Annotated in this window: 18 protein-coding genes and 1 pseudogene; 9 read left to right on the plus strand and 10 right to left on the minus strand. The window is 70.1% G+C overall.

Features of this window, described 5'->3' with window-relative positions; all coding sequences use genetic code 11:
• Positions 1 to 131: 131 nt before the first annotated feature.
• Positions 132 to 989: an aldo/keto reductase gene (locus tag G3I71_RS01600; RefSeq protein WP_164312023.1), complete on the minus strand. Its 858-nt coding sequence runs from the start codon at positions 987 to 989 to the stop codon at positions 132 to 134.
• A 358-nt stretch (positions 990 to 1,347) separates the two neighbouring features.
• Here G3I71_RS01600 and G3I71_RS01605 point away from each other — a divergent pair, with 358 nt between their 5' ends.
• A complete protein-coding gene (locus tag G3I71_RS01605; RefSeq protein ID WP_239148771.1) occupies positions 1,348 to 2,769 on the plus strand; it encodes a DEAD/DEAH box helicase in 1,422 nt (473 codons plus the stop codon).
• Positions 2,770 to 2,800: 31 nt separating this feature from the next.
• Here the strand turns inward: G3I71_RS01605 and G3I71_RS01610 are convergent, their stop codons facing one another.
• The 7 genes from G3I71_RS01610 to G3I71_RS01640 all read right to left on the minus strand — a co-directional run bounded on the left by G3I71_RS01610 (position 2,801) and on the right by G3I71_RS01640 (position 9,518).
• On the minus strand, positions 2,801 to 3,394 hold the full coding sequence (locus G3I71_RS01610) for an HD domain-containing protein (RefSeq protein ID WP_164312068.1): 594 nt from the start codon (positions 3,392 to 3,394) through the stop codon (positions 2,801 to 2,803).
• Between the two features lie 162 nt (positions 3,395 to 3,556).
• On the minus strand, positions 3,557 to 4,129 hold the full coding sequence (locus G3I71_RS01615) for a hypothetical protein (RefSeq protein WP_164312024.1): 573 nt from the start codon (positions 4,127 to 4,129) through the stop codon (positions 3,557 to 3,559).
• A 25-nt stretch (positions 4,130 to 4,154) separates the two neighbouring features.
• Entirely contained in the window at positions 4,155 to 5,081 is a 927-nt protein-coding gene (locus G3I71_RS01620; protein ID WP_164312025.1) for an STM4011 family radical SAM protein, read from the minus strand.
• Positions 5,082 to 5,091: 10 nt separating this feature from the next.
• A complete protein-coding gene (locus G3I71_RS01625; protein WP_239148772.1) occupies positions 5,092 to 6,465 on the minus strand; it encodes an STM4012 family radical SAM protein in 1,374 nt (457 codons plus the stop codon).
• Complete coding sequence (locus tag G3I71_RS01630) at positions 6,462 to 7,268, minus strand: STM4013/SEN3800 family hydrolase (protein ID WP_164312070.1); 807 nt, start codon at positions 7,266 to 7,268, stop codon at positions 6,462 to 6,464. The genes G3I71_RS01625 and G3I71_RS01630 overlap by 4 nt, the downstream gene beginning before the upstream one ends.
• 31 nt (positions 7,269 to 7,299) lie before the next feature.
• Positions 7,300 to 8,496: an STM4014 family protein gene (locus G3I71_RS01635; RefSeq protein WP_239148773.1), complete on the minus strand. Its 1,197-nt coding sequence runs from the start codon at positions 8,494 to 8,496 to the stop codon at positions 7,300 to 7,302.
• Between the two features lie 53 nt (positions 8,497 to 8,549).
• On the minus strand, positions 8,550 to 9,518 hold the full coding sequence (locus tag G3I71_RS01640) for an STM4015 family protein (RefSeq protein ID WP_164312026.1): 969 nt from the start codon (positions 9,516 to 9,518) through the stop codon (positions 8,550 to 8,552).
• A 280-nt stretch (positions 9,519 to 9,798) separates the two neighbouring features.
• Between G3I71_RS01640 and G3I71_RS01645 the strand changes: the two genes are divergently transcribed.
• Both G3I71_RS01645 and G3I71_RS01650 read left to right on the plus strand, forming a co-directional pair.
• The gene (locus G3I71_RS01645; protein ID WP_164312027.1) at positions 9,799 to 10,125 is read left to right on the plus strand and encodes a hypothetical protein; all 327 of its coding nucleotides are present in this window, start codon (positions 9,799 to 9,801) and stop codon (positions 10,123 to 10,125) included.
• 81 nt (positions 10,126 to 10,206) lie between these two features.
• Positions 10,207 to 11,235 carry a DUF6745 domain-containing protein gene (locus G3I71_RS01650; protein WP_164312028.1) on the plus strand — a complete coding sequence of 343 codons (1,029 nt, stop codon included), beginning with the start codon at positions 10,207 to 10,209 and terminating at the stop codon, positions 11,233 to 11,235.
• A gap of 155 nt (positions 11,236 to 11,390) precedes the next feature.
• Here the strand turns inward: G3I71_RS01650 and G3I71_RS01655 are convergent, their stop codons facing one another.
• A complete protein-coding gene (locus G3I71_RS01655; RefSeq protein WP_275409141.1) occupies positions 11,391 to 12,449 on the minus strand; it encodes a PaaX family transcriptional regulator C-terminal domain-containing protein in 1,059 nt (352 codons plus the stop codon).
• Between the two features lie 121 nt (positions 12,450 to 12,570).
• Here G3I71_RS01655 and G3I71_RS01660 point away from each other — a divergent pair, with 121 nt between their 5' ends.
• Genes G3I71_RS01660 through G3I71_RS01680 form a run of 5 tightly spaced genes read left to right on the plus strand, consistent with a single transcriptional unit; the run spans position 12,571 to position 16,347 of the window.
• Positions 12,571 to 13,548: an ABC transporter substrate-binding protein gene (locus G3I71_RS01660; RefSeq protein ID WP_164312029.1), complete on the plus strand. Its 978-nt coding sequence runs from the start codon at positions 12,571 to 12,573 to the stop codon at positions 13,546 to 13,548.
• Positions 13,545 to 14,402 (plus strand): ABC transporter permease, encoded by an 858-nt coding sequence (locus G3I71_RS01665; RefSeq protein WP_239148774.1) that lies wholly within the window; start codon positions 13,545 to 13,547, stop codon positions 14,400 to 14,402. The genes G3I71_RS01660 and G3I71_RS01665 overlap by 4 nt, the downstream gene beginning before the upstream one ends.
• Positions 14,399 to 15,181, plus strand: coding sequence for an ABC transporter permease (locus G3I71_RS01670; RefSeq protein WP_164312030.1), 783 nt, complete (start codon positions 14,399 to 14,401; stop codon positions 15,179 to 15,181). Before G3I71_RS01665 ends, G3I71_RS01670 begins: the two co-directional genes overlap by 4 nt.
• Before the next feature lie 13 nt (positions 15,182 to 15,194).
• Positions 15,195 to 16,028: an ABC transporter ATP-binding protein gene (locus G3I71_RS01675; protein WP_164312031.1), complete on the plus strand. Its 834-nt coding sequence runs from the start codon at positions 15,195 to 15,197 to the stop codon at positions 16,026 to 16,028.
• Positions 16,029 to 16,050: 22 nt separating this feature from the next.
• Positions 16,051 to 16,347, plus strand: coding sequence for a hypothetical protein (locus G3I71_RS01680; protein ID WP_164312032.1), 297 nt, complete (start codon positions 16,051 to 16,053; stop codon positions 16,345 to 16,347).
• Between the two features lie 62 nt (positions 16,348 to 16,409).
• On the opposite strand, the gene tnpA is transcribed toward G3I71_RS01680, so the two are convergent.
• Positions 16,410 to 16,826 carry an IS200/IS605 family transposase gene (gene tnpA, locus G3I71_RS01685; protein ID WP_164312033.1) on the minus strand — a complete coding sequence of 139 codons (417 nt, stop codon included), beginning with the start codon at positions 16,824 to 16,826 and terminating at the stop codon, positions 16,410 to 16,412.
• 25 nt (positions 16,827 to 16,851) lie between these two features.
• Here tnpA and G3I71_RS01690 point away from each other — a divergent pair.
• Positions 16,852 to 17,196, plus strand: a pseudogene (locus G3I71_RS01690) (helix-turn-helix domain-containing protein); the annotation flags it as partial.
• Between the last annotated feature and the right edge of the window lie 108 nt (positions 17,197 to 17,304).

Here is a 17,304-nt window from a genome sequence, read left to right on the forward strand (position 1 = left end):
TGCGGGCGTCCGGTTGTTCAAGGCAGCGTCAAGGCGTCCGTCGTCGATGGAGGATCCGGCAGGAAAGAGACAGGAAGGAGCAGGAAACGGCGGAGGGCGCTCGGCCCAGGTGGCGGGGAGCCCAGGAGGTGTCACACGCCGTCCAGCTCGGCCGACTCCTCGGCGGAGAGCACCAGGTCCACGGCGGCGGCGGAGTCGCGGATCGTCTCCGGGCGGCTGGCGCCGGGGATCGGCACGACCACCGGTGACTTTGCGAGCATCCAGGCCAGGCACACGCGCTGCGGGCTGACTCCGTGGGCCTCGGCGATGCGGGCGAAGGGGGCGTACGCCGAACCGAGGCCGCCGGCCCGGGAGATGCCGCCGAGCGGACTCCAGGGCAGGAACGCGATGCCCAGCTCGTCGCAGAGCCGCAGTTCCGGCTCGCTGGAGCGGAAGGCCGGGGAGAACTGGTTCTGCACGGCGACGAGACGTCCGCCGAGAATCTCGTTCGCCTGCCGGATCCGGTCCGGGTCGGCGTTGGAGATTCCGGCCATACGGATCTTGCCCTCGTCCAGCAGGTCCCGGACCGCGCCGATCGAATCCTCGTACGGGACCTTGGGGTCGGGGCGGTGGAACTGGTACAGCCCGATGGCCTCCACGCCCAGGCGGCGCAGCGAGGCCTCGCACGCCTCCTTGATGTGTGCGGGGGAGCCGTCCAGGGTCCAACTGCCGTCACCGGGACGCAGGTGTCCGCCCTTGGTGGCGACCAGGACGTCCGGGCCGCGCTCGTGGGAGGCGAGCGCCTTGGCGATGAGGCTTTCGTTGTGACCGACCTCGTCGGCGCCCAGATGATAGGCGTCCGCCGTGTCGATCAGTGTCAGGCCCGAGTCGAGCGCGGCGTGGATGGTGGCGAGGGAACGGGCCTGGTCCGGCCGTCCCTCGATCGACATGGGCATCCCGCCCAGACCGATCGCGCTGACCTCCACGTCACCGATGCGTCGAGTGTGCATGTGCTCGTGACCTCTTCCGGATGTCGCGAAGTAAGGGTGCGCGCTCCAGCCTTGCTCGCCGCTGTGCTGAGGTCCAATAGAGGAATACGAACGCATTCAGCACCCGCGCAGCTGAATCGGGTTGCCGCCGCTGCTCGTCCACTCGTCGATCTGTCCGAGACCGACGGCCCGCCTCCCGGGGGCGCCCTGCGCACTGTCTTCTCCAGCGCCTCGACCGCGAGCGCCGACGGGTCCTGGCGACGGCACGGGCCGGAAGGCCACCGCTGATAAAATGGGGTCACGCTTCGACACCGCCGGGGCCCGTACCAAGGGGTACGGGCCCCGGGGCGTTCCAGGCGTCAGACCAGGAAGGTTCCTCATGAACGCCAGACCGTCGGGCCCCGGACACTCCCGTGCAGGCAAGCCCCAGCAGGCTGCTCTGTCGCAGGGCGAGCTCTCCACCCCGAAGACGGTGTCCCCGGGTCTGCCGCCGGCCGCCTCCTTCGACGCGCTCGGGCTGCCGCCGGAGCTCGTGGAGACGATGACGGGCCTCGGGGTCACGGAGCCCTTCCCGATCCAGGCGGCGACGCTGCCCAACGCGCTGGCCGGCCGTGACGTCCTGGGCCGCGCGCGAACCGGCTCCGGCAAGACACTCGCCTTCGGGCTCGCGCTGCTCGTCCGTACGGCCGGCCGGCGTGCGGAGTCCAAGCGGCCGCTCGCCCTGGTGCTGGTGCCGACCCGGGAACTCGCGCAGCAGGTGGGCGACGCGCTGGCACCGTACGCGCGGACACTGAACGTACGACTGGCGACGGTGGTCGGCGGGCTGTCGATCAACCGGCAGCAGGCGGAGCTGCGGACCGGCGCCGAGGTGCTCATCGCGACCCCCGGACGGCTGACCGACCTGGTGTCGCGCCGGGACTGCGTCCTGAACCACGTGCGGATCACGGTGCTGGACGAGGCGGACCAGATGTGCGACCTGGGGTTCCTGCCCCAGGTGTCGGACATCATGGACCAGCTCCCCTCCGACGGACAGCGGCTGCTGTTCTCGGCGACGCTCGACCGCAACGTGGACCAGCTGGTACGCGACCACCTGCACGACCCGGTGGTCGCCACTGTCGACCGGGTGGCGGGCTCGGTCACCACGATGGAACACCACGTCCTGAACATCCACGCCGCCGACAAGTACGCGACCGCGACGGAGATCGCCGCGCGGGACGGCCGGGTACTGATGTTCCTGGACACCAAGACGGGCGTGGACCAGTTCACCCGTCATCTGCGGGCCAGCGGGGTACGGGCCGGCGCCCTGCACAGCGGGAAGTCGCAGCCGCAGCGCATGCACACGCTCGGCCAGTTCAAGGACGGTGCGATCACCGTGCTGGTGGCCACCAACGTCGCCGCGCGGGGAATTCACATCGACGACCTGGACCTGGTCGTCAACGTCGACCCGCCGGCCGACGCCAAGGACTACCTGCACCGCGGCGGGCGCACGGCGCGCGCGGGGGAGTCGGGGAAGGTGGTCACCCTGGTCACCCCCAACCAGCGGCGCGACGTCAACCGGATGATGACCGACGCCGGGATTCGCCCGACGGTCGCACAAGTGCACTCCGGCGAGGAGAAGCTGACCGCCATCACCGGCGCGAAGCGCCCGCCGACCGAGACGAAGACCAACACCGGCAACGCCCCCTTCCGCGGCATCGGCACCCGCCCGGGCCGCCCCGTTGCCAAGGAGTCCCGTAAAGCCACCGAGGCCCGCAAGATCGCGGACGCCCGGGCGGCGGCCCGGGTCCGCAAGGGGCGCTGACGCGGAGGTGAGAGAGGGGGACCCTCGATCCTCAGCCGTAGATCGGAAAGGATGCCTGGAACGCCAAGCGCTGGTCGGCCTCGTCGCCGATGTGGGTGAGGACCTCGTCGAGCGCGATGAACTCTTCCCATGCCGCTCGGCCACTGGCTTCGGCCAGCCGGGCCACGACAAGATCTTCCAGGTCAGGGACCCGCTTGTTCTTCCAGATCTTGTCGGCAAGGCTGACGAGCAAGTCCTCCAGGCCGACACGCGTGTCCACCCATGACGCGTGAGTCGCGGCGAAGCGCGCCAGGTCCGGGCTGACGCCGTGGTCGAGCAGAAGGGTCTGCCCGGCCTCCTCGTGAGCCGATCCGGGCCCCGAGAGCTCGCCGTGGTGCACCGTTTTTCCCACGTCATGAGTGGCTGCCCCGAAGAGCACCGCCTCGCGGTCGAACAGCACAGCGGGGCAGTGCTGTTCCATCCAGTCGACCAACTGGTGCGCGACGTCGTGGACAGCCCGTAGATGAGCCGCCAGCCGGGGCGGACTTCCCAGCTCCGACAGAAGGTTTGAGACACGATCCGGCAGAGGAAGCAGGGGCGGGTCGGCGGTGCCGCTCACGGCTCTCGACAAGAGCGTGTTGGTCATCACCGCGCCAGAGTACTGACAGACCGCGGTCTCCTCTTGTGGATTCCCGCGCACGTCGCGAAGGTCGCCGCCCGAGGGCGGCTCAGTCCGGCGCGGGTCACGGTTCGGGGGCGAGCCCGTCGTGTTCGGCGCGGATCGTCGGATCGGGCCGTTGACCGGTCGTCAGAGGGCGAACGCTTCGGTCAGGCGCACGCTGTAGCCGTCCTCCTCCATGAGGACGACGGTGACGCCGAAGGGGGAGGGATGGTCGATCTCGAGCGGGATGAAGGAGTAGTCGACCGCGGCCCGGACCGGCGGGATCAGTTCGCCGTCCCGCTGGGGTTCCGGCGCGGGGAGCCACTGCGGTTCGACCGTGGCTCGGCCCACGGGGGAGTCGGCGACGGCCCGCTCGGCGTAGGGGAAGCGGTGCAGGGTGTGGCCGTCCTTCGTGGCGTGCACCAGGTTCAGGCACGGCGCGGGGTCGGCGACCGGCAACTCGCAGGACGCGGCGACGTCCTGCGTCTCCCAGGCGAGGACGACCTCGTCGGCACCGGCCGCCGCGGCGATGTTCGACAACTGGGCGATGCCCGTGAGCGCGTCCTTGCCGGTCTCGACGGGACGCAGCCAGATCAGGCCGACGAGTTCACCGCGGACCAGCGGCATGATGACCGGGCGGGGTACCGCCCCCTCGCCCGGGCCCGCGACGTACGCGTTCTTCATCGATACGGCCAGTGCGTCCCAGGTCTGCGTGTCCACGAACTTCCTCTCACCAACAGCACGTTCACGACTCAGGCGACCCTGTCATGGCAGCCGCGCCGATGCCACTTCGCGCGTACGGGACCAGCGGCAGGAGCGGCCGGTGCGGGACGGCCCGCGGAATCCGCTCCAGGACGCCGCCGGCGAACACGTCGTACAGCGGCAGCGTCTCCAGGTGCACGTATCCGATGTGGCAGTCGCACATCTCCGAGGGACAGGCCCGCGGGCGAAGCGCGGCACGGTAGGAGCCGTCGTACAGATTTCCCAGCTCCGCGCGGACGAAATGACAGCGGCGCACCGCGCCCTCACCGTCCACCGAGAGCACCGACTCACCGGTGCGGCACGGCAGGCCCGCCGATCGGTGCGGGTGGCGGCTGAACGGGAAGAGTGGGTCGAGTTCTGCCCACCGGTCGGCCTGCTCGTCCGTGTAGGTATGCCCTTCGGCCGCGTTCACCCACAGGTAGACATGCTCCGGCAGCTCGGCGCGCAGCCGTCGCGCGTGCTCCAGATGGTCCGGTACGCCGACTATGCCGACGCTGAAGCGGACCCCGAGGGCGGACAGCTCGTACGTCTTGGCCAGGAACCGTTCGTAGGGCGTCTGCCCCGGATGGTAGGTGCACCACAGGGCGACGGTGTCGCGGTCCGCGTCCGCCAGCCAGTCGGTGCGGCAGCTCAGGTTGGTCTGGATCGCGACCCGGCGTATGTGCGGCTGGTGCGAGAGTTCCACGAGAGCGCGCCGGTACCAGGAGCGGACCAGCCCCTCGCCCCACGGGGTGAAGAGCACCGACAGGCCGTCCTCCCGCTGCTCGCACGCCCACGCCGTGAACCGCTCCAGTGCCGCACGGTCGGCGCGCAACTGCGCTGTGGTGTCGCGGCGCTTCGCGAACGGGCAGTAGGGGCAGTCGTAGTCGCAGGAGGAGAGCGGCCCTCGGTACAGCAGTGTCAGATCCACCGGACGCCTCTCACTTCGTCTCGTAGGCGGCCATGGCGTCGCGCACGTCCGGTGAGAAGAAGTCGGGGCCGATGGCGTCCGAGTGGGCCAGTCCCTCGGCGGACAGTCGCAGCCGCTCCGCCCGGTCGCCGTCGAGCCAGCCACGGGCGGCGAGTGTGTCCAGCTCGGCGGGGAAGTCGTCGAACGGGTCCGAACCGAACCGCAGCCGGTATTCCGCGACGGGCATGCCCTCGGCCTGGAGCAGCGACTGCAGCAGATGCCTGCGCCGTGCCTCGTCCTCGTCGACCGGGCGCCCGTGCAGCGCGCGGGAGAAGTCCTCGGTGGCGGTGTAGTCGTCGATGATGCCGCGTATCTCCCGCATCGACACCGCGTAGTCGAAGGAGTAGTGCAGCCGCGAGGTGTACGAACGGGCACCGCAGCCCAGACCGATCATGCCGTCGGTCTGGCAGGCGTAGTCGTCCGGGCCCTGCGGCGGCGCGTCCGAGCGCCGGAACATGCGCATCGACACCTGCTCGTAGCCCTGGGAGAGGAGATGGTCGCGGCCCTCCCGGTAGCGGCGCAGGCGTTGCTCGTCCCACTCCCGGTCGGCTGCCGGCGGGTCGGTGTGGCGGCCGAGGCCGGTGAGCGGGCGGATGTAGAGGGGGTACAGATAGATCTCCTCGGGGCGCCAGGCGAGGGCCGCGTCGAGCGAGTAGCGCCAACTGGCCGCCGTCTGACCGTCGATTCCGTAGATCAGGTCGATGTTGAGGACGGGCACGCCGGCCTCGCGGATCCGGGTCAGCGCCGCCTCGACGTCGGACCTGTGCTGCGGGCGTACGGCGGCCCGCGCCTCCTCCTCGACGAAGCTCTGCACGCCGAGGCTGACGCGGGTGGCGCCCCGCTCGACCAGCACGGCGAGCCGGTCGGCCGTGGCCGTGGACGGCGACGCCTCCACGGACAGCGGGACGGCCCGCAGGTCCACGCCCATCTCCAGCTCGGCGATGTCGCACAGGCGCTCCAGCTCGGCGGCCTCCAGGAAGGTCGGAGTGCCGCCGCCGAACGCGGCGTTGGCGAACCGCGGGGGCTGTGCGTCGCCCAGGGCCTCACGGACGGCGGCGGCCTGGCGCCGCAGGGCGTCCAGGTAGCGGCCCGTCAGACCGTCCGGCGCGCCGATACGGGTGAACAGGTTGCAGAAGCCGCAGCGGACCTCGCAGAACGGGATGTGCAGGTACAGGGACAGCGCTTGGCGAGACTCGCCGGCCCACAGGTCCGCGAGCCGGGGCCCCGGCGTGAGCGGCCGGTAGGCGGTCTTGTGCGGGTACGCGTACGTATAGCTCTGGTACGGCCGTGGCGGGCGGGCGGCGGTGCCCGCCGAGTCGTCCGCTGACATGATGGTCGTGCTCATGCGGACGGCTCCAGGAAGAAGTGGCCGTAGGGCACGGTCCACACGGATTCGTGGGCGAGGCGGTGACCGGTGTAACCGTCGTCCCCGTAGGCGGTGCCGTGGTCGGAGCAGACGATGGCGAAGCAGCGTCGGCGCGAACTCATCGCCGCGAACAGCCGCCCGACATGACGGTCGACGTACTCCAGCGCGGCGGCATGCGTGAGCCGGCTGTCGCCCGCCTCGCGGGTCGCGCCGGGGAGGTGGAACCAGTTCGGCTGGTGCAGCGCGGAGGCGTTCAGGAAGAGGAACAGCCGCTGCTCCGGCGGCAGTTCGGAGACCGTCTTCTCGGCGCGTGCCACCTGCGCCTCGAAGGAGGTAGGGGAGGCCACCGAGAACTCCGGCTCCCAGTGGCTCTCCTGGAAGAACCCGGGCAGTACGTCGCCCAGGGCGCCCTGCTTGTTGAAGAAGCCGACGCCTCCGACGCACACCGTGCGGTAGCCGTGCGCGGCCAGGCCGGACACGAGGTCCGGGGTGTCGAAGACGTACGTGCCCTCCGCTGTCGTCTCGCTGCCCGCGAACCGGGCCGCGAACAGGCGCCGATGTGGTCCGGGCATGGCCGGTGTGGGCAGGAAGCCCGCGAACATCGCCTGGTGGGAGGCGTAGGTGAAGCTCCCGGGAGCGTGGCGCTTCTCCCAGGTGCCGCCCGGCAGGTGCGCGGTCAGGTTGGGCAGCCGCCCGGCGGCGGCGAGTTCGACGGCCACGTCGTGGCGGAGGGTGTCCAGGGTGAGCAGCAGCAGGTCGTCGCGGCCCACCACCTGGTTCATGTCCGGCCCGTCGGCCGGGGCGGGATGGGGCTCAGACGGTGGCATGTGTGTTCCTCGGCAGCTCGTGCGGTCGTACGGGTGATGCGGGCGGTACGGGTGACGCGGCCGGCCCTGGTGTCCCGGACGGGCGGCCGGGGGAGAAGGCGACGGCGGCGGCGACCTGGGCGGCGTACGTGTCCAGGCCCTCCGCCCCGCTGCCGGGGAGGCCGGTGAGGCGGGGGAGCAGGTCGCCGAACGCGTTGACCTCGCCGACGGCGAAGCGGCGCCAGCCGACGGCCGGCAGCAGATCGACACCGACACACAGGGTTCCGGGGAAGCAGGCCGCGGCCTGCTCACTCGCTTCGAGGGCCGCGGCCCACCGGTCACCGGCCAGCGCCCGAACGGCCGCCAGGTCGCCGCGTGTCCCGCCCAGATGCAGATTCGTCAGCGGGGACCGGCTGGTGCGGACCACGGCGTGGGTGGCCCGGCCGCCCACGACCACGATGCGCAGATCCGCCGACCGGCCGCCGAGCGACGCCTTCGGAAGCCACCGCTCGATGTGCAGCCCGTCCGGAGCGAGCGTGTCGACGATCGCGGCGATCTCCCGCTCCTCGGTGTAGCGGCGCACGCGCAGGGAGTTGTGGAGCCGGCCCTCCTCGGTCCGCTCCACGGACGTGGTCGCGCGGATACGGCCCGACGCGGTCGTCTCGATCGCCAGGACACCGGAGGCGGAGGAACCGTGCGCGAGCTTGACGAAGACACGCCGCAGGCCCGCCTCCTCCATGAGGCCCCGTACGTCCACCCAGTCCCGCACCGGCGCCACTCCCCCGGAAGTCGGGGACGGTGGCACCGGCACGCCCGCCCGGACGAGCCGGTCGTGACACAGCCGTTTGTCGAACATCACGGCCAGATCCACCGTGTCGTCGAGCCGTCGCCCGCCCCGCAACGAGGCCACGCACTCCACGAACCGCCCGTACCAGCGCGCGGACCCCTCAACCCGCGTCGGATCGTCCACATCGCGCAACAGGGCGTCCACCTCGGCGTTCTCCCCGGGAGAGTCGAGGCGGACGAGTTCGTCGTCGGCGAAGTCGTGTCCGCCCTCGCGCAGCATGTCGCGCCACTCGACCACGCGAGGCGTGCCGTGCCCGGCGGCCTCGGTGGCCGCGGCGAACAGGCTCACCCGACGGTTGTCCCCGTTGGCGACCACCACCCACCTCGGCGAGGCGCTCCCCGTCTCCGTGTACCGCATGCCGCTCCCCATCCCCCTGTGTGCCTTGGCTGCTTCGTCCGGACGCCGGTGTGCTACTCGCCCACCGAGACGAAGCGCCAGACCTCGCCGTCGTCGTCCTCGTCGGAGTCGGCGTCCTCGGGATCGGCGTCGACCTCCACACCGGCGGGCTCCAGGGTCTCCAGCAGCCGGGTGCGCAGCGCCTCACTGAGGTAGTTGTGGTGCAGGTCGAGCTTCTTCAGATGCGTCAACGGCTGACCGGTCAGCAGCGCCGTCGCACCGTCGTCGGTGAGCACGCCCATCGACACGTCGAGCACCTCCAGACGCGCCACCACCGGGGCGGACGCGAGCGCCGTACAGATGGCGTCCTGGATCTCGCTGTTGCGCAGGGCGAGACGCGTGAGGTTCGGCAGCCTGGTGCCCGCGAAGAAGGGCTCCAGGTCGGCCACGTCGGCATCGCCGCCGTACTCGGACGTGCCGAGCCACAGGTCGAGTTCGACCAGGGCGGACAGATCGCTGCCCGCGACACCGCGCACCACCTCGACGGGCATGCCGCCGGTCTCCACCGTCAGTTTGCGCAGCCGCTCGTGACGGACGGCGGTGAGGACCAGGTCGTTGCCCCCGCGGACTCCGAACTCCTCCAGGTCGGGAAAGGCTTCCAGGAGAGGAGTGACGTCGCCCTGGTTGATCCAGGAGATCTCGCTCTCCTCCATCACGATGTCGGCCAGGAACAGGCCGCACAGGGCGGGCAGTTGGTCGCGAGCCGCCACCAGAGCGCCGATCACGGCGTCGGGGCCGCTCTCGTTGACGTCGCTCCACGTGCCGACGATCAGCGCGCGGACGCGCTGGGTGTCGACGGTCTCCAGGAAGCGGGCGAAGGCCTGCTCCCACTGCTCCTTGGAGTCGTAGGGGTCCACGGCGATGCGCCAGGCGACGGACTCGGGCGACGGAAGGGCGGACACGTCCGTCGACGCGTCACCGGCGTCGGGGAAGGTGAAGGCCGGAAGGCCGTGGAATTCCCCGAGGTGGCTACCGATGGTCATGCGTGCCTGCTCCCTGATGCTGAGACCGCTGGGTCGGCTGTCGTGGTGCTGGTCCTGGCGCGCGCCGATCGCATCCAGGTAGTGGAGTTCTACCAAGCCCCACTGACAACGCCGCGAACTGGGGCCTCCCGCACGGCCCAACGGCCCTTGGGTGAGCGGCAGCTGACCGGACGCCACACATGGGCCACGACGGCCCGGCCCGGCAGCCAGGACCGATTGTCAGTGCCCGCCTCTACGGTCGTTCCATGGCACACGGCGTGCCGCATCGGGAGGGAGACCCATGTACCGGCAAGGAGACGTTCTGATCGTGGCGCTGGCCGAGGGCGCGGTGCCGGAGTACGCGGTCGACGCGGCGTCCGAACCGCGTGACGGCCGCGGCAGACTCGTCCTGGCCCTCGGTGAAGTCACCGGACACGCCCATGCGGTGGCGGGTCCGGGACGCCTGATCCGGGAGGCGGGGGTGTTCGGGCCGATGCTGCTGCACGTGCCCGAGGGTGCGCGTGTCGTGCACGAGGAGCATGCGGCGATCTCGCTCCCGAAGGGCTGGTACAGGGTGATCCGGCAGCGGGAGTACATCCCGGGTTCGGTGCGCGTCGTCGCCGACTGACAGCACGGGGCAAGCGGGGGAAGCGAAGGACCGGGCGGCACGGGGATGCGGCCGGGCACAGCACTGGGGAGAGGAACGGCGTTGAAGGATCAGGGCAGTTGGCGGGCGGCGGCGGCAGCGACGGGACCGGGGGACCGGGCGGCGGCAGAGGAAGGCGTCCGACTCGCCTACCGGCGCGCGGGACTGCCGGAACCCGAGCGCATTCTGTGGGCGCGCTCGCCCCGTGAGGCGGTGCGGATGCTCATGGCGGCCACTCACCCGGACGGTTCGGCGCTCGGCCCCCTCGGCGCAGGTGCCCGCAACGCCGTGCTGGGCGCGCCCTGGGCCGCCGAGCGTGAGCGGCTGCACGCGCGGTTGGGGCCGGAGCTGTGGAGCGGGCACTGGCGGGCCACGGGAGCGGGCCTGTGGGAGTCGACCCGCACCCTGGTCGACCGGGTGCGGGCGGGAATCGTCGAGGAACTGGCCGCCGACCGCAAGGAGGAGACACAGGTCCGGCTGCTGCTTCTGGACGCCGCGCTGGGACAGCACGACGCGGCCTGGCTGTGCGCGTTCGAGTCCGGCGACGACAGCCCCCTGGCGGGCCTCGCCGCGGTGGCGCGCGACGCGGGCTGGTGGTGGCCCTACGAGAGGACGGCGATCGTCAGCGAACGCCCTCTGGCCCTGCACCGCGACGAAGCGGGCCGCCTGGACCGCGGCGACGGCCCGGCGCTCGGCTACGCGGACGGGTTCGAGCTGTACGCCTGGCGCGGCATGCCCGTGCCACGGGACTTCCTGGACGAGCTGGCCGAGCTGACCCCGGAGCGGATCCGCGCCGAGGAGAACGCCGAACTCCGCCGGGTGATGCTGGAGTACTACGGCTACGACCGGTACCTGGACGAGTCCGGCGCGACACCCGTCCACCGTGACGAGACGGGGGTGCTGTGGCGGGTCGAACTCGTCGGCGACGAGGACGTGGTCATGGTCGAGGTCGTCAACTCCACACCGGAGCCGGACGGTACGAGCCGCACCTACTGGCTGAGGGTGCCGCCGACGACCCGCACGGCCCGCGAGGGAGTGGCCTGGACGTTCGGTATCGGCGCGGAGGTGTACGAGCCGTTGCGGCAGACGTGACCGGAAGGCCTCGGAACCACTGTGGTGATCCGCAACGTCGAAGGCAGCACCTACGACGGCCCCTGGACGCGGATCGACTCTGACGGCCGGACCGTCGGCACCTGATCCCCTCCCGGGTCGGCACCGGTACGTCGGCGCTCACGTCAGGGCTCGCCTCAGGGCACCCGCACCGGTGTGGTCTCCAGGAGTTCGGTGGCCATCCGGCGGGCGGGGGCCTCGGTCTGTTCCACGATGCGGTGGAAGGTCTCCTGGGCCGAGAGGGCCGGCCAGTCGGGGGGCAGATGGCCGGCGGGGAGCCGTGGGTCCGTGCGGATGGTGTCCAGCCATTCGCTGATCACGCGCAGCCGGACACCGAGCGGGTCGTCGGAAACGGTGCCGGGCCAGGTGGACCAGCGCCTGTCGAAGTCGGCGTACCGGGCGCCGATACCGGCCAGGTCCCAGGTGTCGCGGATCATCAGGCCGATGTCGGTGGCGTCGTCGGCCGAGGCATGGAAGATCTTGACGTGGGCGGCGAGGCCGAGCTCGGAGACGAGCGGGGAGGCGTCGATGTCGCCGGGCGCGATCCACAGTCCGCTGTACAGGGCGCCGAAGCCCGACCAGGTGAGCCGGGAGCGCAGATCGTGCCGCTGGCGCTGCCAGGACTCGGGCAGTGAGAAGCCGAGGAGCGTCCAGGTGCCGTCCCAGTCCTCGTTGACGGCACTGGTCTGCCAGAGGCGTCTCCTGCCGTCCCAGAGGATCTGTTCCGTCTGGGCGGTCAGGCCGAAGTACATCCTGCGTCCCTGGCGCTGGCGCTGCAGCAGATCTCGGTTCACCATGCGGGTGAGGGTGGACCTGACGGCGTGTTCCCCGACTCCGGCGCGGGCGAGCACATCGATGATGCTGCCCGAGTACACGTGTCCGAGTCCCTCCTCCAGGACGTAGCTGCCGAACAGGGCGAACATGAGCGACTGGGGGCGCGGCTGCGGTCCGGCGGGGGTTTCCTCCGCGGCCTTGGTGTTCTCGTCGTGCACGTCGGAAAGGGTACGGCCGCCCTGCGGATCCCCGACGTCAGGGGGTATGGGCGAGGTCACGGGGACATCTGGCCGACGGGGCCGCGGATTCGCATACGGGGCTGCACGAACGGAACTCCTTTTTGCCTGGGCCTCGCCGGCGGTGGCCGTGCTCGTCGAAGTTGTCGGGGCCTCTCTTGTCCTGAGTACTGACATCGCGAACATAGGTGTGTACATTGCGGCCGTCAAGAAAGTGCACAACATTGGGGTCACGCAGGTCCGCGCGACTCGCTCCGTCATCTCGGGGCGTTCACCCATCCAGCGTTGCTTCCGTCAGGAGAGGCCCATGCAAAGGCGCATTTTCGGGCTTGCCGTAGTAGTGCTCACGGTCGTCGGCGCGGCCGGATGCGGGTCGTCGGACCCGGCAGACAGTGGGTCGTCGTCCTCGGGCGGCGACAAGACCACGCAGGTCAAGGTCGGCATCATCCCCATCATCGATGTGGCCCCGCTCTATCTGGGCCAGAAGAAGGGGTTCTTCAGCAGCCGGGGTATCGAACTGGAGATGGTGAGCGCCCAGGGCGGCGCGGCGATCATCCCCGGTGTGGTGAGTGATCAGTTCCAGTTCGGGTTCAGCAACACCACCTCGCTGATGATCGCCCAGGTCAAGGGCGTACCGATCAAGTCCGTGGTCAACGGCGCGGCCTCCAACGGCAAGGTCGGTGGCGATGTCACCGGTGTGGCCGTCAAGAAGGACAGCGCGATCAAGTCGGCCAAGGACCTCGCCGGGCACACGGTCGCCGTCAACACCCTGCAGAACATCGGGTCCACCACGGTGCGCGAGTCGGTCCGGCTGGCAGGCGGCGATCCGTCGAAGGTCAAGTTCGTCGAAATGCCGTTCGATCAGATGCCGGCCGCGCTGGACGGCGGGCGGGTGGACGCCGCCTGGATGGGCGATCCCGCGATGACGATCGCCAAGGCGCAGGGCGCCCGCGTCGTTGCCTCGCCGTTCGCCGAGACGGACCCGAAGCTCACCGTGGCGACCTACTTCACCTCCACCCAGCTCGTGAAACAGAAGCCGGACCTGGTCAAGAAGTTCGCCGCCGCCATGAGCGAGTCCCTCCAGTACGCCACCGACCACCCGGACGAGGCCCGCCAGATCCTCACCGCCTACACCAAGCTCAGCGGCGATGTCCTGAACAAGGTCACGCTGCCCAACTGGCCGGCGGAGGTCGACATGGCCTCGCTGGAGAAGCTCGCCTCCCTCGGCGAACAGGACGGCCTCTTCGACGGCAAGAAGCCCGACCTGAACGCCCTGTTCTCATGACCCGCACCGCCACCACCGACGTGGCGGGCTCCGCCGGGACCGGCACCGGTCCCGGCGGAGCCCCCGCCCGGCGGCTGCCGGAGCGGGCCGTCGCACCGCTGCGCGGCCTGGCCGGAATCGCCGGGCTCGTCGCGGTGCTCGAAGTACTGCCGCACACCGGCCTGGTGTCGGCCGACTATCTGCCCCCGGCCTCGGAGACCGTCCGCGCCCTGTGGCACCTGCTCGCCGAACAGGCGTTCTGGACCGCGCTCGGCGACACCCTCACCGGCTGGGGCCTGGGCCTGGCCATCTCCGTAGTGGCGGGCGTGGCCGCCGGACTGGTCATCGGCTCGATACCCGTACTGCGCGCGGTCACCGCCTCCACCATCGAGTTCCTGCGCCCCATCCCGTCCGTCGCCCTGATCCCCATAGCTGTCCTGCTCTACGGCGCCGACCTCAGATCGAAGCTCCTGCTCGTGGTGTACGCCTCCTTCTGGCAGGTCCTCGTCCAGGTCCTGGCCGGCATCCAGGACGTCGACCCGGTCGCGGACGACACCGCCCGCAGCTATCAGCTCGGCACCTGGGGACGGCTGCGCCACGTCATGTGGCCCACCGCCCTGCCGTACGTGATGACTGGCATACGGCTGGCCGCCACCGTCGCGCTCATCCTCGCCGTCACCGCCGAACTCGTCATCGGCGCACCCGGACTCGGCCAGGAGATCGCCGTCGCCCAGACGTCCGGAGCCGTGCCGCAGGTCTACGCCCTGGTCCTGGTCACGGGACTGCTCGGCGTCGCCGTCAACCTGGTGGCGCGAGCGGTCGAGCGACGGGCACTGCACTGGCACCAGTCCGTACGCACAGAGGTGGCCGTATGACCGTCCTCACCGTCCTGCGACGCGCCCTGATCCTCCTGGGCCTGCCCGCCGTCCTCTTCGCCGTGTGGTGGTACGCCACCGCCGACAGCACCGACTTCTACGTCCCGCCGCTGTCCGCCATCCTGGAGGCCTTCGGGAAGGTCTGGACGGGGGACCGGCTGCTGTCCGACGTCGTCCCGAGTCTCCTGCGCCTGGCGACCGGATATCTCCTCGCCGTGGTGGTCGGAGTGGGGCTCGGCCTTCTGGTCGGGATGCGGCGGGTCGTACGGGACGTCCTGGAGCCGGTCCTGGAACTCTTCCGGGCCATCCCGCCGCCCGTGCTCGTACCGGTGATCATGCTGTTCGCGGGCATCGGCGACACCATGAAGGTGATCGTCATCGTGAGCGGCTGCGTGTGGCCGATCCTGCTCAACACCGTGGAAGGCGTCCGCGCCGTGGACGAGGTGCTCAGCGACACCTGCCGGTCCTACGGCATCACCGGTACCGCACGCCTGCGGCATCTGGTGCTGCGCGCGGCGAGCCCGCAGATCGTCACGGGCATGCGCCAGGCCCTGTCGATCGGCATCATCCTCATGGTCATCAGCGAGATGTTCGCCGCCAGCAACGGCCTCGGCTTCACGATCGTGCAGTTCCAGCGCTCGTTCGCCATCCCTGAGATGTGGAGCGGCGTCCTGCTCCTCGGCATCCTCGGCTTCCTCCTCTCCCTGCTCTTCCGGTTCGCCGAGAACCGGGTCCTGGCCTGGTACCACGGCCTGCGCCGCGCCCAGCGCAACCCCTGAAACGGAGCCGTCGATGCTCGACGTACGCAACCTGCAGAAGATCTACACCGGACGGAACCGCAACGTCGAAGCCCTGCGGAACCTGACGTTCCATATCGGCGCCGGTGAACTCGTCTGCCTGGTCGGGCCGTCGGGCTGCGGCAAGACGACGCTGCTGAAGTGCATGGCGGGACTGCTCGCCCCCACCGACGGCGAAGTACTCCTGGACGGAAGCCCGGTCGCCGGGCCCCCGCCCGGGATGGCGGTCGTCTTCCAGGAGTACGGCCGCTCCCTGTTCGCCTGGATGAACGTCCGCGACAACGTCGCCCTGCCCCTGCGCCGCAAGAAGCTCGGCAAGGCCCGGACACGGGAACTGGTGGACCACGCACTTGAAGTCGTGGGCCTGGCCGACGCCCACCAGGCCTATCCCTGGCAGTTGTCGGGCGGTATGCAGCAGCGCGTCGCCATCGCCCGCGCCGTCGCCTTCGAACCGAAGGTGCTGCTGATGGACGAACCCTTCGCGGCCGTCGACGCCCAGACCCGTGCCGAACTGGAGGACCTCATCAGGCACTTGTGGCAGGAGTTGGGGGTCACCGTCCTGTTCGTCACCCACGACATCGACGAGGCCGTCTACCTCGGCCAGCGCACCGTCATCCTGTCCAAGTCGCCGACCGTCGTGCAGGAGGACCTCACCATCGACCTCCCCGACGAACGCGACCAGCTGCACACCCGCTCCAGCCCCCGTTTCGCCGAACTGCGGGCCCATGTCTACGAACAGATCCAGCGGGCAAAACACCAGAGCGGAGACACGGTCACGCCGGTCGCGGACCGGACACCCGAGCCCGCGCTGCAGAAGACCGAACGCTGAGCGCCTGTTGGAGGATCGGGACATGGAGCAGCCGACCGGGATCGAGGAGATCGAGCAACGGGTCGCTCTGGTCGACGCGGCCGTCCGGTCCATCGCGGAGCACCCGGTGGACGTCACCGATCCCGACTGGGTGACGAGGATGCGGCAGGGACCGGCCCCGCTGGACGAGGCAGGTGTCCGGGCGGAGGCCGAGTCGGCGCTGCGGGACTTGATCGCCCTCTACGCACAGGGCGACGAGTCGCTCCGCGCGTCCGTACGCGGGCTCTTCTCCCGCTACCGGAATTCATTCGCAGTGCATCGGCCTTCAGGCCGGTGGTGAGGCGAATCTGGTGGGGGCGACGCGGAGCGTCGCGGATTCAGGTCCGGCGGAGCCGGGGGTGCTCACACCGGCTGGTTCTGCTGTTCGATGTACTGCTTGACCATGGAGAGCGGGGCGCCGCCGACGGTTCCGGCGAAGTAGGAACCGGACCAGAGTTTGTTGGCGCGCCAGTAGTGGCGTACCAGGTCGGGGAATTCCTGGCGCAGGCGGCGGGAGGAGACGCCCTTGAGGGAGTTGACGAGTTTGGTGACGGCGACCTTGGGCGGGAAGTTCACCAGCAGGTGGACGTGGTGGTCCTCGCCGTTGAACTCCACCAGCTCGCATTCGAAGTCCGCGCACACCGACCGCATGATCTCCTCCATGCGTTTCAAGTGGGCATCGGTGAACACCTTGTGCCGGAACTTGGTCACGAAGACCAAGTGAACGTGCATGACGAAAGTGCAGTGCCTGCCAGTTCTGATCTTCTGTGTCTCGCCCATAACCCAAGTATGTACCGTGCTGGTCATGCAGCTTCGGTACAGCTTCCGCGTGTACCCGGACACCGGCCAGCGCACCGCACTGGCGAAGGCGTTCGGGTGCGCCCGTGTCGTGTTCAACGACGCGGTCCGCGCCCGTGAAGACGCCCGCCGGGCCGGGGAGCCGTTCCCCAGAGCCGGGGAGCTGTCCACGCGCCTGATCACCGAGGCCAAGCGGACAGCGGAACGGTCCTGGCTGGGCGAGGTCTCCGCGGTGGTGCTCCAGCAGTCCCTGTGCGATGCCGAGACCGCGTACCGCAACTTCTTCGGCTCCCTCAAGGGTGAGCGCAAGGGCCCGAAGATGAGTTCGCCCCGTTTCAAGTCCCGCAAGGAGTGCGACACGAAGTCGCTATCGAGCAGTGGTTCTACTAGAAGAGAGGAACAGATGAACCCCGACCCGTGACTGATGGTCGGTCCCCAGTTTCGGGTGCGTCGGTGGCAA

It is taken from the genome of Streptomyces sp. SID12501 (genome assembly GCF_010550245.1).
Classification (GTDB): Bacteria; Actinomycetota; Actinomycetes; order Streptomycetales; family Streptomycetaceae; genus Streptomyces.

Coding starts and splice junctions, on each gene's coding strand:
- G3I71_RS01600 (WP_164312023.1), bottom strand. CDS start 989: ATGCACACTCGACGCATCGGTGACGTGGAGGTCAGCGCGATCGGTCTG.
- G3I71_RS01605 (WP_239148771.1), top strand. CDS start 1,348: ATGAACGCCAGACCGTCGGGCCCCGGACACTCCCGTGCAGGCAAGCCC.
- G3I71_RS01610 (WP_164312068.1), bottom strand. CDS start 3,394: ATGACCAACACGCTCTTGTCGAGAGCCGTGAGCGGCACCGCCGACCCG.
- G3I71_RS01625 (WP_239148772.1), bottom strand. CDS start 6,465: ATGAGCACGACCATCATGTCAGCGGACGACTCGGCGGGCACCGCCGCC.
- G3I71_RS01630 (WP_164312070.1), bottom strand. CDS start 7,268: ATGAACCAGGTGGTGGGCCGCGACGACCTGCTGCTGCTCACCCTGGAC.
- G3I71_RS01635 (WP_239148773.1), bottom strand. CDS start 8,496: ATGCGGTACACGGAGACGGGGAGCGCCTCGCCGAGGTGGGTGGTGGTC.
- G3I71_RS01640 (WP_164312026.1), bottom strand. CDS start 9,518: ATGACCATCGGTAGCCACCTCGGGGAATTCCACGGCCTTCCGGCCTTC.
- G3I71_RS01645 (WP_164312027.1), top strand. CDS start 9,799: ATGTACCGGCAAGGAGACGTTCTGATCGTGGCGCTGGCCGAGGGCGCG.
- G3I71_RS01655 (WP_275409141.1), bottom strand. CDS start 12,449: ATGTTCGCGATGTCAGTACTCAGGACAAGAGAGGCCCCGACAACTTCG.
- G3I71_RS01660 (WP_164312029.1), top strand. CDS start 12,571: ATGCAAAGGCGCATTTTCGGGCTTGCCGTAGTAGTGCTCACGGTCGTC.
- G3I71_RS01665 (WP_239148774.1), top strand. CDS start 13,545: ATGACCCGCACCGCCACCACCGACGTGGCGGGCTCCGCCGGGACCGGC.
- G3I71_RS01670 (WP_164312030.1), top strand. CDS start 14,399: ATGACCGTCCTCACCGTCCTGCGACGCGCCCTGATCCTCCTGGGCCTG.
- G3I71_RS01675 (WP_164312031.1), top strand. CDS start 15,195: ATGCTCGACGTACGCAACCTGCAGAAGATCTACACCGGACGGAACCGC.
- G3I71_RS01680 (WP_164312032.1), top strand. CDS start 16,051: ATGGAGCAGCCGACCGGGATCGAGGAGATCGAGCAACGGGTCGCTCTG.
- tnpA (WP_164312033.1), bottom strand. CDS start 16,826: ATGGGCGAGACACAGAAGATCAGAACTGGCAGGCACTGCACTTTCGTC.